Source organism: Nitratireductor alexandrii (assembly GCF_004000215.1).
GTDB lineage: Bacteria > Pseudomonadota > Alphaproteobacteria > Rhizobiales > Rhizobiaceae > Mangrovimarina > Mangrovimarina alexandrii.
In genome coordinates this window covers 376,329-394,210 of the sequence record NZ_RBVY01000001.1, presented here as the reverse complement: position 1 = coordinate 394,210, position 17,882 = coordinate 376,329, and the positions used below count along the sequence as shown (strand labels likewise).

Here is a 17,882-nt window from a genome sequence, read left to right as displayed (position 1 = left end):
GGTCAGATTTCCCAGACGCGATGCGGCCGGATCAGATCGACCACGCCGAACGGCAGTTCCGAGCCGGACACGCCGACAAGGGTCGCTTCGCGGTTCTCATAGAGATGCGCGGCAAGCTGAAGCACGGCTTCCGTAATGCTCGCCGGCAGCGGGTCGAGTTCGGCGAGCGGCGTGCCGATGAAGCTTTCAATCCAGTTTTCAGCGGCAGCGATCTTCCGCTCAAGGAAGTCGTCTGCCTCGAACCCCGGCTCGATATTCAGTTGCTCGCGTAGGTCGTTGGCGGTCGCGATCATGGTGAGTCCTCGATTTCAGAAAAACCCATTTTCGGCATCGCTTGCACGTCGCTCCCCGCGCCGGTCCCCATAGACGCGGAAAAATTGGAGACCCGCCCCCTCTTGGTGGGCGTTGTGAGCACGCGCTTGATCTGCCAACCGGCGCGGATTCGATCGCGCAACACGCATTGTGAAATGCCGGTAATCTTCGCCCACTCCGCGATCGTATGCGCTTGGCCGTCGAACTCGTAGGTCTCAGGCGTCGAGGGTGGTTCGGGTAATTGATCGCCCGGCTTCGCACGCATCGGTTTCGTTATCGCCCGCGCGGTCGACATGCCCCTGTTCAGCCGTGTCAAGATCAGGCTGGCAGGGATGCCGTAGTCGAGCGCCCATTCTGCGATCGGCTGTGTGACGCCGTTCATGGTGAGAAGGTCGTCGCGGGTCATGTGGCTTGCCGCCCATGCGGTTTCATGGTGATTGCGGTATGAAACGGCATGCCGGTGCGAATGCGTCGTTGAAGCGTGCGATAGGTCACGCCAGCGATTTCAGCCCATTCGCTGAGCGATTTGCGCTCGCCGGCGTGCTCATAGAGCTTCGGCTTGCGGCCCAGCTTCGGGCGCGTGATGAAGGTGGGCGGTGGTTCCTTGCCTATCCAGTCCGCGACGCGCTCAGCTTCCTCCTGTTGCCGCGTCTCGACATGCCGAAGGGCACGCGCACGGGCAGCGCGGCACTCGGCTTCGAACTCAAGCCGGTCGATAAGGCGGGCACGTTCGGCGCGGGTCATCGCCTGCGCTCCTGCGCTTGTAGCGGCCCGTCATGGCAGGGCTGACAGGCAGGCATCCAATTGGAGCGATCCCAGAACAGGCGCTTGTCGCCTCTATGGGGCTTGACGTGATGCACGACGGTAGCCGGCCGGCCGCAGCGATTGTGCATGCAGAACGGGTGCCTGCGCAGATAGTCAGCCCGCGCGCGTTCCCATTCGGCCGTATAGCCGCGCTCACGTGCAGACGGCCGGCGCGCATCGTGGCGGGCCTTGCGGGCGCGATCCTGCTTGACCTGGCAAGCACAGCGCTCGCCGGCTGGCACGACCTTCTGACAGGCGCATATGCGGGGCACACGACGCGGCATTAGGCGGCCTGCCTCGCGCCGCGTCGGGCGCTTGCCTTGAGCTTGTCGATACCTTCTAGAACGGTTTCCGGTGCTACTTCTTCGCGGGGGTCATAGGCGAGTTCATCGGCCGTGCCGTGAACAGCCTTAAGCTTGGCGATCATGCCGCGCTGGGCTGCGATGATCTCGCCGGGCGTTGCGGCCCAGGTATCGGCAGCGCACCAGCCTAACCAGCCGGTGCCGATCTCGAAAAGGCCATTGAGCGCCGTTTCCATGCCGTGCACATCGCCGGCCCGGAACTTCTCTTCCGCCGGATGATCTACCTCGCCATCAACGCCGAACGTCGCGGCGAGGTAGTGCAAGAGCAGATTCTGTAGATCCCCGAATTGGGCGATGCCATCGGTGAGCTTGACGCTCATAAGTGCCTCGCCTTCGATGATGTCGCCGCCCGTCGTCAAGATATCGGTCATGACGGTGACGTTCGCCGTCTCGACGCCCTCAATAAGCTTGCCGAAGCTGTGCTTGCGCAGCAGCAGGATTGCGGCCCGCAAAGACGGCCGCAGCCGCACAGCTTGGTTGCCGCGCAGAACTACGAAATCGTCAGATGCGAGCCGCATGATCGTGTTCCTCGCTTACGCCGCAGCGACTTTGAGCTTGAGGAAGCGATCCGGGTGCGTGACGTCACCGCCCGTGCGTCGGCGCGCGTGGAAGCGGATTTCGCCATTGGTCGCGCGGCTGAACGGGTCGCGCAGCACCTGAAGCTGAATGCGGTCGATGATCCGGTAGCCCTGAAGGTCGCCGAACACGATCGGGTAGGCGTCGGCTTCGATGTCGGGCATGTCGAGGCATTCGACGATCGGCCGGCCCAGCATGGTGATCGGCATGCCGTCGGTGATCGGGTCAATGACGAGATAGCGGCCGTCGCTATCCTTCCACTTGCGGATCGTGGCCAGCGTGTTGCGGTTCATCATCCACACGCCGCGCTGCGCATGCGTCGTCGGCAAGCCGTGATACATGGTGATCAGAACATCGGCCGGGTTCGCTGCCGGGAAGCTCGACGCTTCGCCGGTCAGGATTTCGGCGATATCGGCGTTGACCAGAAGGCCGGTCGGCTGGTTGTTGTTATCGCCGGTGCCGGCCACGAATGCCGCGCCCTCGGCAGTCGCGAAAGCTTCCGCGAACTCGCGCTGAAGCTCGCCTTCCAGATCATAGGCGTTGTCTTCCAGAAGCTGGGCAGAAACGTCCGTGTAGGTCGCCAGTTCGTGCGGCTTGATGGCGATCTGTTCGTAGCTGCCCTGCGAGGCCGTGCGGTTGTCGTTCTCACCGACCCAATAGGCCGTCGGCGAGCCGACGCGGCGAGGATACTTCGTTTCCGGCGCGCCGATCGTGACGACGCGCGCATATTGCCGAATAGGGCTGAATTCCTTTAGCTGCTTGATGAGTTCGGCCGCGAACGTCTCCGGTGCCAGGTATCCGGCAGTCGCTGAGGTGCCCACGGTTAGCGCCTTGCGCTCATCGGGGTCCATCTGTTCCAGCCCGCGCCGGGTGTAGAGGCTAAACGCCTTGGTTTCGACGTTGTCGTTGTCGGCGACCGGCTGGTTGTTGTTCGCGGCCACGGGCCGCTTGCTCTTGGCTTCCAGCTTGTCGAGCCGGGCCTTCATGGCGTCGAACTCTTTCTTGTCGATCACCGGCTCGGCTTTCGCCTCGGCCTTCGGCTCCGGCTGGTCTTCCTTCACTTCTGCATTTTCCATGTCGATTTCCTTTTCGGGGGACGCCGCGCCACCTGCGGACTTGACTGAGTGAATGCGCGCGTCCGGGTGGCACGGGTTCGCGACGATCGAGATTTCAGAGACGTGCAGGGAATAGATGTCGCGGCCGCCGCCGGGGCGTGCCTTCGTCTCGCCGGCCCGGAAGCCGATCGACAGGCCGTTGACGCGGCCATTGCGCAGCCGGCCGTATACATCACGGGCACGCGGCACGCCGTCGACGAAGAGCCGCCCCTTCGCCTCAAGGCCGGCGTCCGTCTCGTTGACCGACTCCCATGTGCCGACGACACGATCGGGGTCGTGTTCGAACAGAATCGGCATTGCCGCCGACACCTTGAACGCGCCCTTGTGAATGACATCGCCGACCCGATCGGCTGAGCCGAACGGCCATGCGATGCCGGTGATGGTGCCGGTGTCGTCGACCGTGAAGCTGGCCTTGATTTCGAGCTTATCCATTGGCTGTCTCGTCGTTGGCGGGGTCGGCTTGGGTGTCGCCGAAGAACGCGGATTCGAGGATCGGCACGACGACGGTGAGCAGTTCGGCGATCGGCCGGTTGTCGGCATATGCCGCGATAAGGTCAGCGGCCTCTTTCGGTGATGCGCCGCCGCCGATCAGCGCCCAGCGGATCGTTTCTGTTAGATCCGCGATGGCGAACTCGCGTGCGAAGACGATCTTGCACAGCCGGCCGATGCCGTGGCCGGTCGCGCGCTCAAGCTGGCGCGTCTCGTTAAGCGGCAAGGCAAAAGGGCGCTCGCCGTCGCCGAAGAATGCGACGTGCGTCATGCGGCTTCCTCGCCGTTGGCAGGGTTGTCGTTGTCGGCGGGCGGCGCGCCGGGTGTGATGTTGGGATTTGCCAGCGTGTCGCCGCCGTCGATCGGCGGCAGATTGAGCCCGCTGCGAACCTCGTTCGCCGTCATCGCGCCCATCTGGCGATATGCCTGATAGGTCTTTGCACGGGTCGCGGCATTCGAAGTCAAAAGGTCGTCGACGACAAACTCGACATAATGACCGGCAGCACGCTCTTCCGACGACAGCAGCACGCGCTGATAGGCTGCTTCCCATTCGTCCAGCCAAGGGCGTAGCGTTAGCGTCAGGAACGATTGGAACATCTCTTCGGCGTTCGACCATGTGGCGCGGGAAAGCTCGAAAAGCAGGTGCGGCGGCACGCGGAACAGGCGCGCAATCTCGACCACCTGTTCCTTGCGCATGGTTTCGAAAAACGCGGGATCAAGCGGCGAGTATTTGGCTTCGTCATAGGTCCAGCCGCCATCAAGGAACATCGGCTCGGTGAACTGGCCGGACGCTGTTGCCGTGCGATAGGCTTGCTTGATCGCCTTGACTTCCGCCGCGCCGCTTTCGCCGCCCTTGGCCTTTTCGTGCTTGAAGATCGCAGTCGGTCGAGCGCCGCCTGCGAACACGCGGCCGGCAGCCTGTTCGATGTCGACCGCTAGACCGATCGACTCGCGCCCGGCAGTGATCGGCGAGATGCCAAGCGGCACTTCGACATGCAGAATGTCGCGATAGTCGTAGCGGACTTCACGGCCTTCCTTGTCGCGATGCACATAGACCGGCTCGCCGCTGTCTTCGCATTCGATCGACGTGGCGTTCGGGTCGAGCCGGATGAACTCGACGACGCGGCCGTCGACACGATTGGCGAAGGCATAGCCGTTGCCGCGCAATAGCGCGTCTGCCGTCAGTTGCGAGCGCAACTTGCCGGCTGAAGTCCAGTCATTTGCCTCATCATGGACAAGGCGATAGGCGGGATGATCCTTGGCGGTCTGCTTGCCGCCGTCCGCTTCCCGGAACAGCTTCGCGGGCAATGAGCCGATCGCGCTGGTTATGAGCGTGACCGCTGAATAGACCGCTGGCACGCGAATAGCGGTCGACGGGTTGATGTTCTGACCGGAAATCGTCGGGCTGCTTCCGAAGATTTCGAACACCGATGAATCAGAAAGCGGAACCGCTTTCTTTTCGGTTCCGCTCGCTGGTAGCCAACTCAGAAGATCACGCCAACGCATATGCTACAATTCCATTTCAAGGATATTGTAACAGTGTTTTAGATAGGAAAATAGTCTCTATAATTGACTAAATAGGAATCTTTTCCATTGATTTTCGTGATGATTTATGATCTAGCTTCGATCGTCGGATACCGCACTTTGTTCACCAACGTCGCGCGCCGCTTCAGTGAGCCGCTATGTTCGGTTCCGTATCGGCCGGTCATCGTTGGCTTGTCGTGTCCGACGACGGTCCCGATTTCTTCGTCCAAGAATCCGGCGTCCCGCGCTCGACCGATGAACGTATGCCGCAAGCTGTATGTCACGATGTCGGTGCCCGTCTTGACGCCGATCTTGGCCAGATAGCGATTGAACTCGCGCGAGAAGGCTGCCGCGACCTGCCCTTCTTCGGGAATGTCGACTTCCGGGAACACCTGCTTGTGCCCGGCAGCGGCCATGCGCTGGCAATGCTCGACAAAGCCCAGCTTGGCGAGTTCGTCGTGGATCGGCACGACACGCATTGAGCCCTTGGTCTTGGTTCTCTTCCGGCCTTCGCCTTCTTCGGTGATATGCATGATCCAGACGCCGTGAGTCTGCCGCACGTCGTCAACATGCAGTTGCGCGATCTCTCCGGGCCTCGCCCCGCTGTAGAGCATTACATAGGGAATCCAGTAACGGTGATCGCGCACTGCGACGTTGCCGGGCTTGTCGACATCGCGCCAAACGTCACTTTTGCATGTCGTGAAGAGCGGCGACGTGAACAGGGCGGACAGCGCGTCATCGGTGAAGGTGCGGCGCTTGTTCGCCGGCCCGTTCTTTTTCGGCAGCATGTCCGTGACCGGGTTCGCCGCTAGATAGTCGTGCACGACGAGCCAACGACAGAAGCCGCTGAGGCTGGCCATGTAGCGGCGGATAGTATTGCGCGTGATCGCAGGCTTGGGCCGCTCAAGCCTGTTGTTGGCCGCGATGATCTCTTTGACGCTCAGCCCCTCGAACGCGGCTGTGTCTGCCGCCTTGACAGGCCACTGTGTAAGCAAGTCCTTCCATTCGCGCACCATGCGCCTGTCGATCTTGGACACGCGCACGCGCGGCCCTACGAAGTCAGAAAAATGCTGCACGTCGCGGCGGGCCTGCTTGAACGTCTCCGGCCGGATGCTATTCGGGTTCTCGGCTTCGTATTTGTCGAACAGCGGCATGATCCGCTCGCCGCCCGCGTCCGGCCTGTCGGGCATTTCTGCCGGCTCGACCACGATCGGGTCGCTAGGCTTGCCGGTATAGTCGCCGCGATCGCGCTCGGCATTTCGCTCAAGCTGCTCGATGTCGGCGCGCATAAGCTTGTGGCAAAGCTCGCGATAGAGTTCGCTGCCGTTTTCGATGGTGAAGCCGTGCTTGGCGAGGAAGCGATCGGCGTCTGGTTCAATGAGGCGCGTGTCGCCAGACGCCAGATCAGACCGCAATCTGTTTAGCCGGGCTGCCCGGCGTCTCGCCGCCCACGTAGCCTTGTTGGCGAGAGTTTCGACTTCGGCCATGGCGTTGATCATGGCGATCGGACCAGCCTTGTGAGCGCCTGAGCGGATCGCGGCCACTCCGGCCTTCTCAATGGCGTCGTCGATCTGCGCTGTCGTCGGACGGCTGGCGCGTTCCCGATCGCCTTCGTCCATCTTGGACGTGTAGTGTTCCCAGACGGCACCGGCGATGTCCGCGTCGGTCAGGTCGCGGCGTCGACGCAACTCGTCGAAAGTCGCCATCCATTCGTCGATCACGGCCGCCTGCCGGCGCGTGGCCTCCTTGCGATCCTTCGTGCGCAGCGAAATCCATTTCTGCTTGCAGCCCATGGCGGTCTGAAGGTCGGTCGGGACGTTGAGAACTACGTAGTAGACGGGGCCGCGCCGGTGCAATTTCGCCATGATTTTCGCGCCGTTTTCGAGGGCATCTATTAGCACCATCTATTAGCAGTAGCCGTTTCGCAACCCCTTGAATCATAATATTTTTCTGCCGCATCAACGACTTGAGTTGCCTTGAAACCTTAGTAGCTGAAAGTCCAGGTTCCCCAGCCACATCTTTGAAGAGCTGATTTTATTGTACTTTTGCGCGAGGCGTCGAAGCCTGCCCGTGGCCGGCGCCGTGATTGTCGGACGTTGCCATAGCGCCATCTCGACCTTGATGCTGCGGGGTTTCGCGGGCGGATCGGCACCGGCCGTTTCCAGGACCATCCGGCCTGATTTGTTCCTGGGTTGCTGGTGATTGCGAACCGCCTCGACGGGCACTTGCCGGAGACGGACCGTCCCTCGCGCCCCGTTACGGCGGCAAGGCGAACCGGAACACCGCACCGGAAATCGCGCCTCCCGCGAGCGCGCCCCACACGAGCGGATTGTGCGCGTTTTCATTCGCCGTCGAGCCGGCAAACAGCAGCGGCGCGATGCAGACCGCACCGATGGCAAGACCGAGCCCCGCCCAGCCCCAGACCGGCCACAAACGCAGTTTCTTGAACCCGAACCAGGCCACCGCCGCCAGCACCAGAAGACCCGGCAGCGCCAGAGGCAATCCCAAAACGACCGTCCAGACCACGCCGAGCACGATGGCACCAGCGCTTCCGCCCCCGGCGACGAGCCAGAACCCGATGGTGGGTAGGCCGGCGGCCGCGAGCCAGGCCGCGATCGCGGCAAAGATCCAGCGCCGCGAGGGTGGACGTCGTTCCAGCGCTTTCATGAATTTGACACTCCCTTTTCGGAAACCTCCTCGCCGATGCCGGTGCGCCGACGCATACATGACGACCGGATCGACTGGGACGCGTTCCCTCACCGTGCCTACATGCCGTAGTCGACCGAGAAGCCGGTCACACAAAGGTCCTCGTCGGTCTGCCCGGGATAAACCGACGTGATGCGCAGCTCGAAATAGCGCGGGTCGGCGACGCGCCAGGGAAGCGCGATGGTCTGTTCCGTGGCGTTGTCGCCGAGCACGATTTCGGCCCTGCGCTGCGGTTGCTCCAGCCCGTAGGAAAAGGCGACCAGTTCCATCGTGCGTATGCGCGCATGATTGCGGAAGGTTTGTTGCGACTTCGCGTAGCCGTTGCGTATCCAGAAATTTTCCGGCGGGGCGGCGTCCTCCAAGCGCACGATGATGGATTCGCCGATCCCGTCTCCGTCGACGCACCAGGCCGTGGCATCGTCCCAATCGGTCAGGCTTCGTATGTCGTAGACTGTGCCGCCCCTCGGCTGCCGGGCGCTCGACACGCAGATGCTCTGCGTCTCGAAGGCCTGGGTAAGACGGGTGGTTGCGCACAATTGCCCGGCCTCAGCCCCGGCCGGGCCGAACGGCAAGGCGCCAAGCATCGACACCCCGCCGACAAGCCAAATCACCATGCGTTTCATGCGCGTGCTCCGGAACATTGGCATTGGTCGCCCAAACCATCTGCACGGCGCGGCGGGAGGGCAACTAGACCAGTTGCACTAATGACCCGCCGGCATTCGATGTTAAGAATCCGGAACGACGCTGCAGTGGAAAGACCATGCCTCCGGTTCATATCGTCATCGCGGATGACCACCCGCTTTTTCGGGAAGGCTTGCGCCGGCTCGTCCAAAGGACGTTGCCCCATGCCGAGATCTTCGAGACGTCGCGCTTCGACGCCGTCCTGGCACAGGCGCAAACCAGGGCACCCGACCTTTTCGTTCTCGACCTCAATTTTCCCGGCTTCGAGCCCCGGCGGTCGATCGCGGCGCTGCGCAGCGCGTTTCCAACCGCCTCCGTCCTCATCATCTCCATGTCGGACGACGACGACACGATCGAAACTGTCATGAAGGACGGGGCCGACGGTTTCGTCAGCAAGGCGATCAATCCCGCGGCAATCGCCGGCGCCGTGCGCGACATACTCGAGGGGCAGATCGTCATTCTGGGGCCGCACGACGCCGACGACGACATCCAGGAGAACGCTTCCCCGAGCGCCGCCGAATTGCCACCCCGGCAAAGGGAGGTGCTCCAGCTGATCGTACAGGGAAAATCGAACAAGGAGATCGCGCGGGAACTGGACATTTCCCCCTTCACGGTCCGCATCCACGTTTCGGCCCTGCTTCGCACGCTCGGCGTGCCGTCCCGCGCGGCGGCCGCCGCGCTCGGGCGCGACATGGGGTTTTGAGGCACGGCGCAGAGCAATTTCGGCAAGGGTGCGAAACGGCTTCCGCGCCCGCAATTCCATGAAATAGATAGCGAGACCCTCTGTGCGATCCGGGTCTCGCCGGATATGCTCTAATCGCGGGTGCTCAGGGCAAGCGAGACCAGCGATGCCCGCAACTGCGCGGGCGGGGCGGGTTTTGCGAGAAGCTGCACGTCGTCGAGCCCGGCAATACCCAACGCCTCGTGATCCAGCGTGCCACTGACGACGATGGCCGGGACGGTTTTGCCGGCCTGTTCGCGGATGGCCGTTATCGCCTGCGCGGCATTCTCGTTGCCATTCATGCCATGATTCAGCAGGATCAGGCCCGGCTTCGATCGGCCCAGGCGCGCGGCCGAGCCTTCCGGCGCAACCACGCAGCCCCAGTTCTCCAGCAGCACCTCGGTCGCCTTTCGCGTATCGCCATCGCGATCGACGAGATAGACTTCCAGTCCCGAAAGCAGATGCGCGGCCGTCCAGCGGCCCTTGACCGCTTCGCGACAGGCAGCGACCCGCTTCATGGCGCCGATTTCGACCAGCGTTCCATGTCCGGGCCTGGTTTCCAGCCGGCAATCATGGCCGAGAAGTTCGGCGAAACGGACGACCAGCGGCAATCCCAGGCCCAAGCCCTGCACGCGTTCGGCGTCGTCGCCCGATCGGTAGAATTCGTCGAATATGCGTGGCCTGTCGGCTTCACCGATCCCCGGCCCCTGGTCCGCCACCACGACGGCGATGCCGTTTTTCCTGTGCCGCACACCCATCAGCACCGTGCTGCCCGGCGCGTATTTCGCGGCGTTCGAGATCAGGTTTTGAAGCATGGTCGTGAGAAGCCGCGGGTCGGTCTCGACCCAGACACTGGTCGGCGAAACGACAATCGCCCCGCCCATGCGTTCGACAAGCGGCATGTTCTGCTTGGCGAGACGATTAAGGACGGCGTTGAGGTCGACGGCCTCCGTCGAAACCCTCATCCGCCCCAGATCCAGGATCGAAAAATCGAGCAGGGACTGGAACAGCTCGCTGAGCGAGGTCAACGACAGGTCGATCTTGCCGACGATGTCGCGGGCGTCCCGGTCGAGTTCGTTTTCGCGCAACAGGCTGATCAGCAGATTCATCGTGTGCACCGGCTGGCGCAGATCGTGGCTTGCGTGGGCGAGGAAACGCGTCCTGGCCTCCTGGGCCATGTCGGCGCGTTTTTTTTCGTATCGCAATTGATGAACCTGCCGGTCGAGCCTCTCGACAAGCGCATGGTTGGAGGCCACGAACCGGTGCATTCGCGTGGCGAGGATGGTGAGCACCGCGCCGTAGAGGACGATCATGGCCGCATTCGCCTGGCCCAGCCTCGTCGCATCCAAGGCCAGATGCGCGGCCGCCAGGCCGGGGACCGACGTCCAGATGCTGAGCAGGCACGATCGCATCACCGCGTGCTGCGACGACACGGCGCCGAGCGCCGTCCCACCCAGCGCCAGCGTGTAGAGAAGCAGGTTGTCGAACCCCGCTTCGGCGGCCACGAACGCCCCCCAGGCCCACAGCAGCCCGACGGTCGCGGTCAGCGCGGAATGAAACCAGGCGGCGATCGCGAGCGCGCGCGGCGGGACGTCCGGCAGGCGCTGGCCATACTGGCACAGTCCTGCAAGCACGAGTGAAAGAGTAATCATGCCGGTCAGCCACGCCTGGGCCGCCAGTGACAGGTTCTGCTGCGCCACAAACGCAAGCAGGACGACAAAGACATGGATCAGCCAGCTTCTGGCGCCGATCGAAAACAGGTAACGGGTCTTCCACGGCTCGGGAGACAGAAGCCCCGCAACCGTTATGCCTGGCGCGCGCGCCGCGCCGCCGACACTTTCCTTCGCACCGTCCAAAATGCCCCGTCGCCCTGTGTCCGAACCTGTGGCCCGCAACGTTTGCGACCATGCATCGTCACGGGCCGGGTTCCGCTCACCCTAGAGACGGTTTGTGGCAGGAATCAACCCGCGGCAGCGGCCCGGCGATCGACCGCGCCAGTCAAGGCACGACCAACGGCCAAACGACGCGCGCCGCCCCCCCTCATCGGGCCGCGCAGACGCGTCGATGCCGGCGACGGCAGGCGCAAGTTCAATTAGTGCAGCCGACCTAATTGTGTGCCGCTGCCGATTTCGTTTCTTTCGCACCGTCGAAAACACAAGGACGGAGTTCTGCCATGACACTCAACCTGGACAACACAAAACGCCTCGCAGCCGCCGCCGCGCTGGCCTCGTTCACGCTTGCCTTCACAGGCTCGGCGCATGCGGGCAGCTACAAGCTGAGCTGTGTCGATTCGGTCACCGGGCAGTCCGTCTCGGTCACCGTCGAGGCATCCTCGCGCGCCGCCGCGATCGACAAGGTCCGCAACGACCCGGCCTATTCGAATTACGACAAGTGCCAGTAAGACGGCGTGACCGCGCAGCCGGGCCTACACGGCATTCGGCGATGCGTGTGGGCTGACGGGCCGGCCCCGTCAGTCCCGCCTTGTTCGCCCTGCCTGGCGGTGTGCCGGTGCCGGCCCGCCAAAGCCCGCCAGCGGGCTCTTGCCCAAACGCCGTTAAATAAAACGCGTCGGCTCCATCGCGCTGCGGCAGGCATGCGGCAGCTCATTTCGGGCCCGCGCCCGATGTGGCGGCTCCCGCACGGACGATCCGGCGCCCAGCGCCCAGGCGTTTCCCGCCCCGCCATATGACGGCGCGACTGCCGAGAGACCAAACAAAAGCGCCCGCCCTTTCTGCAAGCAGGAGGTGCGAGCGCCTTATCTGGTGCTATCTCAGCTTGTTAACGGCTGGACTGCGATTTCTGAACGCTTGTTCCCTAGTTCATCAAAGACCCGAAATCAAACAAAAAGGAGAGGCCGCCCCCCTCCTTCAACCCGGGTTCAGAAATCGCAGACCAACCGTAATCACACGCTCGGCCTTGCTTAATCCAATGAAGCAAGAGAATAGTATAATTGCAATTGAAACGCGGTGAAACGCGCGTCCGCCGCGATTGATCGCTTTGCGTATCTCTTATTTCCGGGAACGATCTGGAAACCCAGGCACAAAATTGATTTATGAGACCAAATTGTCATCCAGCTAAAAATACATAGAACATAAGGGGAGCAAAAATGAGGACACTCGGCCTCGATCTCGGCACCAACTCCCTCGGCTGGGCGATCATTGAAACGCGCGGCGAGCCAGGTGAGGGTGACGAGGGCCGCATCGTCGAGTGCGGGGTGCGCATCTTCTCCCAAGCCGAGATGGCGGGGCGCGACCCGCAGTCGAAGGCCTCACTGGCCGTTGCCCGGCGCGAGGCGCGCGGCGCGCGGCGGCGACGCGACCGCTATCTGAAACGCCGGCAGCGCCTGCTCGATCTGCTGACACAATACGGGCTGATGCCGGCCGACGACAAGGCGCGCGCGGCGCTGGTGCGCGACCATGGCGATGGCGCGGGCGGCGATCTGTCGACGTCCGTCTATGCGTTGCGCGCCCGGGCGCTCGACAAGGCGCTGACGCCGCACGAGATCGGCCGCGCGATTTTCCACCTCAACCAGCGCCGTGGGTTCAAGAGCAACAGGAAAACCGACAGCAACGATGCCGAACAGGGCAAGATCGCGACAGCCATCAGCGCTTTGGACGCGCAGATGATGGAGGCAAAGGCGCGCACCTTCGGCGAATGGCTGCACATGCGCCGCGCGCGCGGGCTGTCGGTGCGCGCACGCATGACCGCCGACGGCAAGGGTTACGATTTCTACCCCTCGCGCGCCGCACTGGAACGCGAATTCGACCTGATCATGCGTTGCCAGAAGCGCTTCCATCCGAAGCTGCTGGACGATGCCGTGGTCGACAATATTCGCGACACGGTGTTTTTCCAGCGCCCGCTGAAGCCGGTGAAACCGGGCAAATGTTCCTACAATCCGGCCGAAAGCCGGCTCGCCAGGGCGCATCCGCTGTTCCAGAAATTCCGGCTTTTGAAAGAGATCAACGAGCTGGAGATCATCGGCGAGGACCAGCGGCATATCAAGCTGGCGCCGGAACAGCGCGACATCCTGGTGCTGGCGCTGCGCACCGGCCTCAACAAGCAGGGCAAGATGCCGTTCTCCAAACTGAAGAAGCAGCTTGGCCTCGGCAAGGAGGTGCGTTTCAACAAGGAGACGGACAACCGCACCGACCTCGAAGGCGATGTGATCCATTTTCGCATGACGCGGCCGGACTGTTTCGGCACCCGATGGGCTGACATGCCGGCGGACGAGCAGGCGAAAGTCAGCGAAATGCTGCGCACCGAGCCCGACCACACGCAACTCGTGCAATGGCTGCGCACGCAGGCCGGGCTGGACGAGGCGCGCGCGAAAGCGGTGGCCGACATTCCGATTCCCGACGGCTTCGGCCGGCTCGGTCCGTCGGCGCTGGCCGCGCTCATCGACGCAATGGAAAACGAGGTCGACGAGAACGGTTTTGTCATCACCGAGGCGGCGGCTGCGAAAAAAGTTTACGGCCGGACCAATTCCGAAGTCGATCCGAACCGTCGGGGCGCCGCGCGCTTGCCGAAATACCAAGACGTTCTGGAACGCCACATTCCGCCGGGAACCGGGGAGCCGGACGATCCCTACGACGAGCGCATGGGCCGCATCACCAATCCGACGGTGCACATCGCGCTGAATCAGTTGCGCCGGGTGGTCAACGCGTTGATCGCCAGGCACGGCAAGCCGGATCGCATCGCCATCGAGGTCGGCCGCGAGTTGAAGCTGAACGAGAAGCAGCGCGAGGAAATCAACCGAACCATCGGCCGCAACACCAAGGCGGCGATCGAACGCGGTAAGAAACTGGTCGAGACCCATGGCCAGGCGAATACCGGTTACAACCGTCTGCGGCTGGAATTGTGGGAGGAGTTGAACCAGAAGCCGGAGAACCGCGTCTGCACCTATTGCGGCAAGCCGATTGCATGCCACATGCTCTTCAACGGGGAGAGCGATATCGATCACATCCTGCCCTATTCGAAGACGCTGGACGACAGCAAGGCGAACCGGCTGCTGTGCTGCACGGCGTGCAATCGCGAGAAGAAGAACCGCGCGCCCGCCGACGTACCGCAATGGAAGGCGCGCTATCCCGAGATCCTCGCCCGCGCGGCCACGCTGCCGAAGAACAAACAGTGGCGGTTTGCCGAGGACGCGATGGCGCGTTTCGGCGAGGAGGAAGGTTTCCTCGCCCGGCAGCTGATCGACATGCAATATATTTCGCGCCTGGCCTTGACCTATCTGGCGAGCCTCTACGGGGCCGAGCAGGTCGACCCGGACGGGGTTTTCAAGCGCCATTCGCGGGTACGGGCCCTGCCCGGTCGGATGACCGAGATGCTGCGCCGGCAATGGGACCTCAACGCCCTGCTCTACGACCACAACATCGCCGGCGCCGACGTGACCAAACCGAAAAACCGTCTCGACCATCGGCACCACGCCATCGACGCGGTGGTGATCGCGTGTACCACCCGGTCCCTGATCCAGAAACTGGCGACCGCCTCGGCCTCCGCCGAGGAACGCGGCGCGGAGCGCGTGGTGGAAAGGATCGCGCCGCCCTGGCCCTGTTTCCGCGACGATCTGCGCAAGGCCGTCCACGACATCACCGTCTCCCACAAGCCGGATCACGGCACCGTCGGCCGCGCCGGTTATGCCAAGGGCCGCGGGCAGACTGCCGGAAAGCTGCACAACGATACCGCCTATGGCCCGACCGGGCAGAAGGACGAGAAAGGCAACGATCTGGTCGTGCGCCGTATCGCGATCACCGACATCAAGAAGCCTGGCGACATCATGAAGATCCGCGCCAACGACCATGGCCACTCGGAACTGCGCGACCGGCTGTGGGAGGCCACGCGCGATCTTGAGGGCAAGGCCTTCGAGGAGGCCGTGCTGAATTTCGTGAGCAACGACGCCAAGTTCAAATCCATCCGCCATGTGCGCGTCGTCGAGCCGTTGAAGACGATCCCGATCCGCGACCGCAAGGGGCGGGTCTACAAAGGCTACAAGGGCGACAGCAATCACAGCTTCGACGTGTGGCAGGGACCGGACGGCAAGTGGGCGAGCGAAGTCGTGTCCACCTTCGATGCCCACCAGCCCGGTTGGCAGTCGGCGATACGATTGCAGCATCCCACCGCCAAGAAAGTGCTGAGCCTCAAGCAGGGCGACATGGTCGCTCTCGATGGCGAGAACGGTCGCCGCATCCTGCGCGTGGTGAAGTTCTCGGAAGCCGGTTCGTTGACACTGGCCGACCACAACGAGGCCGGCTCCCTGAAGGGGCGCGATGCCGACAAGGGCGACCCCTTCAAATATGTCTATCTCAGTGCGTCCAGCCTGAGAAAGAACAGGGCGCGCCAAGTGCGCATCGACGAGATCGGCCAAGTGCTCGATCCCGGCGCCTGGTGGGAAAGGCGCGACGGTTAACCAAAGGCACAGCCTCGCCGGGCGCGCGACACGCTAAAGTGGTAGGTTTCGGCCATGCTGCGCGTGGTTGATCTGTCCAGCGAAGGCCTGCATGTGGCCGTTCATCGCGGCTTTCTCACGGTCCGCCGGGACCGCGAGGAGGTCGGGCGCATCGCGCTCGACGATATTGGCGGCGTCATCGCCCACGCGCACGGTCTGACCTGGTCCAATACCGTGTTCACTCGCCTTTCGGAACGGGCTGTTCCCGTCGTCCTGTGCGCGCAGAACCATGCTCCGGTGGCCTGCGTCTGGCCGGTGGCAGGCAACCACCTGCAGGGCGCGCGGCTGAACGCGCAGGCAAATGCGCCGCGTCCGCTGGCCAAGCGCATATGGCGCGACATCGTCGTGGCGAAAATACGCATGCAGGGTTCGGTACTGGCCTCAGTCGGCGCGGAGCCGGGCGCTTTCGCCATGCTGGCGCGTAAAGTACGCTCCGGCGACCCGGACAATGTCGAGGCCCAGGCTGCGCGGCGCTATTGGCAAGCGCTCATGGGACCGGATTTCCGCCGCGACCGGGCGGCGGAGGGTGCCAATTCCCTGCTCAATTACGGCTATACCGTGCTACGCGCGACGCTGAGCCGGGCGATCTGCGCGGCCGGGCTTCACCCCTCCATTGGACTTCATCATGCCAATCGCGGCAATGCGTTCGCGCTCGCCGACGACCTGATGGAGCCTTATCGCCCGCTTGTCGACCGGGCCGTCTACAATCTGGTGCAGGATGGTTGCCTGGATGTCTCCTCCCAGGCCAAGTCCGCGCTTGCGGCCCTGACCGCCCTTGACCTGCTCGCGCCGCGCGGGATGAGCCCGCTTCACGTTCACGCCGCGCGCCTCGCCCAGCAACTTGCAGGCCGATCTTGCGGCGCCGAAGACGATTTCGACCTGCCCGTGCCACCGGAACCGCTGACGATGGCGGGCCTGGCGCGTCGGGGCGACGCGACATGACCACGCTTTATACGCAGAAACGGGGAGAGCGGACGCAGCCGTCCTATATGTCCGCTTACAGGCTGATGTGGATGCTCGTGACTTTCGACTTGCCGGTAGACACGAAAAAGCACCGGGCGCAGGCGACAAAATTCCGCGGATTCCTGCTCGATCAAGGCTTTGAGATGAGCCAGCTTTCGAACTATCTTAGGCTGGTCAACGGGCAGGACCAGTTCGACACCTATGCTCGGCGCATCGAATGCAACCTTCCAGAGCGCGGCGATGTCTTTATCTTTCAGTTTACCGACCGCCAATATGAAAACATCGTCAGATTTAGCGATCAAAGCCGCCGAATCCGCAAGAAAAACCCGGAACAAATCGCCCTTTTCTAGCAAAAATGACGTGTTTTGCAGCCGGATCCCCCCCCAAAATCCCTGCCGGAACAGAGTTTTGGGGCGTCATCCAGGCTAGCAGTTCAGAAATCGCAGGCCAACCGCAACGGTCGGGCTCTGCAATGCAAGCCCGGCGTCAGGCTAGCAGTTCAGAAATCGCAGGCCAACCGCAACCACGCGCGGGCGTCACCAATCCGGCTCTCCAGGCTAGCAGTTCAGAAATCGCAGGCCAACCGCAACAGGGGGGCGAGCCCCATCAGCCCCATGGTCAGGCTAGCAGTTCAGAAATCGCAGGCCAACCGCAACCGCTGGACGAATGGATGGGCGCTATGATCGAGGCTAGCAGTTCAGAAATCGCAGGCCAACCGCAACGGCGCGAGGATGCGGTAGCCGGCAGCCATCAGGCTAGCAGTTCAGAAATCGCAGGCCAACCGCAACCCGCATCTCGATGCTCCTGCCGGGCCTCGGAGGCTAGCAGTTCAGAAATCGCAGGCCAACCGCAACATAGTAACGTCCGCGAAGATGACGCGGTTGAGGCTAGCAGTTCAGAAATCGCAGGCCAACCGCAACCGAGCGTGCCCCATACCGATTTGACGGTCGAGGCTAGCAGTTCAGAAATCGCAGGCCAACCGCAACATGCGCCCCGTTCAAGAACGTGTGTGGGTGAGGCTAGCAGTTCAGAAATCGCAGGCCAACCGCAACATGTGGACTTGTCGGTAAACCGCTGCGAGCAGGCTAGCAGTTCAGAAATCGCAGGCCAACCGCAACAATGAAAGCGGCGCCCCGTTGTAGGTTTCAAGGCTAGCAGTTCAGAAATCGCAGGCCAACCGC

The 17,882-nt window shown here is 62.8% G+C and carries 17 protein-coding genes and 1 CRISPR repeat array (1 of these 18 only partly in view); of the genes, 5 read left to right on the top strand and 12 right to left on the bottom strand.

The features are described 5' to 3' along the window. Positions 1-2: 2 nt before the first annotated feature. From EP380_RS01865 to EP380_RS01815, 11 genes are all read right to left on the bottom strand, one after another. Positions 3-293 (bottom strand): head-tail connector protein, encoded by a 291-nt coding sequence (locus EP380_RS01865; protein WP_127595969.1) that lies wholly within the window; start codon positions 291-293, stop codon positions 3-5. After that, the gene (locus EP380_RS01860; protein ID WP_127595966.1) at positions 290-718 is read right to left on the bottom strand and encodes a hypothetical protein; all 429 of its coding nucleotides are present in this window, start codon (positions 716-718) and stop codon (positions 290-292) included. Before EP380_RS01860 ends, EP380_RS01865 begins: the two co-directional genes overlap by 4 nt. Next, on the bottom strand, positions 715-1,056 hold the full coding sequence (locus EP380_RS01855) for a hypothetical protein (RefSeq protein ID WP_127595962.1): 342 nt from the start codon (positions 1,054-1,056) through the stop codon (positions 715-717). The genes EP380_RS01860 and EP380_RS01855 overlap by 4 nt, the downstream gene beginning before the upstream one ends. Next, the gene (locus EP380_RS23910) at positions 1,053-1,205 is read right to left on the bottom strand and encodes an HNH endonuclease signature motif containing protein (RefSeq protein WP_338036289.1); all 153 of its coding nucleotides are present in this window, start codon (positions 1,203-1,205) and stop codon (positions 1,053-1,055) included. The genes EP380_RS01855 and EP380_RS23910 overlap by 4 nt, the downstream gene beginning before the upstream one ends. A gap of 194 nt (positions 1,206-1,399) precedes the next feature. Continuing rightward, the gene (locus tag EP380_RS01845) at positions 1,400-1,996 is read right to left on the bottom strand and encodes a hypothetical protein (RefSeq protein WP_127595956.1); all 597 of its coding nucleotides are present in this window, start codon (positions 1,994-1,996) and stop codon (positions 1,400-1,402) included. Positions 1,997-2,011: 15 nt separating this feature from the next. Beyond that, complete coding sequence (locus EP380_RS01840; protein ID WP_127595953.1) at positions 2,012-3,601, bottom strand: phage major capsid protein; 1,590 nt, start codon at positions 3,599-3,601, stop codon at positions 2,012-2,014. Continuing rightward, positions 3,594-3,929 (bottom strand): gene transfer agent family protein, encoded by a 336-nt coding sequence (locus EP380_RS01835; RefSeq protein ID WP_127595949.1) that lies wholly within the window; start codon positions 3,927-3,929, stop codon positions 3,594-3,596. Before EP380_RS01835 ends, EP380_RS01840 begins: the two co-directional genes overlap by 8 nt. After that, complete coding sequence (locus EP380_RS01830) at positions 3,926-5,164, bottom strand: phage portal protein (RefSeq protein WP_127595946.1); 1,239 nt, start codon at positions 5,162-5,164, stop codon at positions 3,926-3,928. Before EP380_RS01830 ends, EP380_RS01835 begins: the two co-directional genes overlap by 4 nt. 104 nt (positions 5,165-5,268) lie before the next feature. Next, positions 5,269-7,047, bottom strand: a complete 1,779-nt coding sequence (locus tag EP380_RS01825; protein WP_164749717.1) for a site-specific integrase — start codon at positions 7,045-7,047, stop codon at positions 5,269-5,271. Positions 7,048-7,438: 391 nt separating this feature from the next. Next, complete coding sequence (locus tag EP380_RS01820) at positions 7,439-7,849, bottom strand: hypothetical protein (protein WP_127595940.1); 411 nt, start codon at positions 7,847-7,849, stop codon at positions 7,439-7,441. 98 nt (positions 7,850-7,947) lie between these two features. Further along, on the bottom strand, positions 7,948-8,511 hold the full coding sequence (locus tag EP380_RS01815) for an NADase-type glycan-binding domain-containing protein (RefSeq protein WP_106573573.1): 564 nt from the start codon (positions 8,509-8,511) through the stop codon (positions 7,948-7,950). 137 nt (positions 8,512-8,648) lie between these two features. On the opposite strand from EP380_RS01815, the gene EP380_RS01810 reads away from it, so the two are divergent. Next, entirely contained in the window at positions 8,649-9,272 is a 624-nt protein-coding gene (locus tag EP380_RS01810; RefSeq protein ID WP_106573574.1) for a response regulator, read from the top strand. Between the two features lie 110 nt (positions 9,273-9,382). Here the strand turns inward: EP380_RS01810 and EP380_RS01805 are convergent, their stop codons facing one another. Continuing rightward, the gene (locus EP380_RS01805) at positions 9,383-11,146 is read right to left on the bottom strand and encodes a hybrid sensor histidine kinase/response regulator (protein ID WP_127595937.1); all 1,764 of its coding nucleotides are present in this window, start codon (positions 11,144-11,146) and stop codon (positions 9,383-9,385) included. A gap of 317 nt (positions 11,147-11,463) precedes the next feature. Between EP380_RS01805 and EP380_RS01800 the strand changes: the two genes are divergently transcribed. From EP380_RS01800 to cas2, 4 genes are all read left to right on the top strand, one after another. Then, complete coding sequence (locus EP380_RS01800; RefSeq protein WP_106573576.1) at positions 11,464-11,691, top strand: hypothetical protein; 228 nt, start codon at positions 11,464-11,466, stop codon at positions 11,689-11,691. Between the two features lie 705 nt (positions 11,692-12,396). Further along, complete coding sequence (gene cas9, locus EP380_RS01795; RefSeq protein ID WP_127595934.1) at positions 12,397-15,699, top strand: type II CRISPR RNA-guided endonuclease Cas9; 3,303 nt, start codon at positions 12,397-12,399, stop codon at positions 15,697-15,699. A 54-nt stretch (positions 15,700-15,753) separates the two neighbouring features. Then, positions 15,754-16,680 (top strand): type II CRISPR-associated endonuclease Cas1, encoded by a 927-nt coding sequence (gene cas1 / locus EP380_RS01790; RefSeq protein ID WP_127595931.1) that lies wholly within the window; start codon positions 15,754-15,756, stop codon positions 16,678-16,680. After that, positions 16,677-17,051: a CRISPR-associated endonuclease Cas2 gene (gene cas2 / locus EP380_RS01785; RefSeq protein ID WP_238719665.1), complete on the top strand. Its 375-nt coding sequence runs from the start codon at positions 16,677-16,679 to the stop codon at positions 17,049-17,051. Before cas1 ends, cas2 begins: the two co-directional genes overlap by 4 nt. Positions 17,052-17,123: 72 nt before the next feature. Next, a CRISPR array of direct repeats spans positions 17,124-17,882; the repeat unit is 36 nt; unit sequence AGGCTAGCAGTTCAGAAATCGCAGGCCAACCGCAAC (it continues 597 nt past the right edge of the window).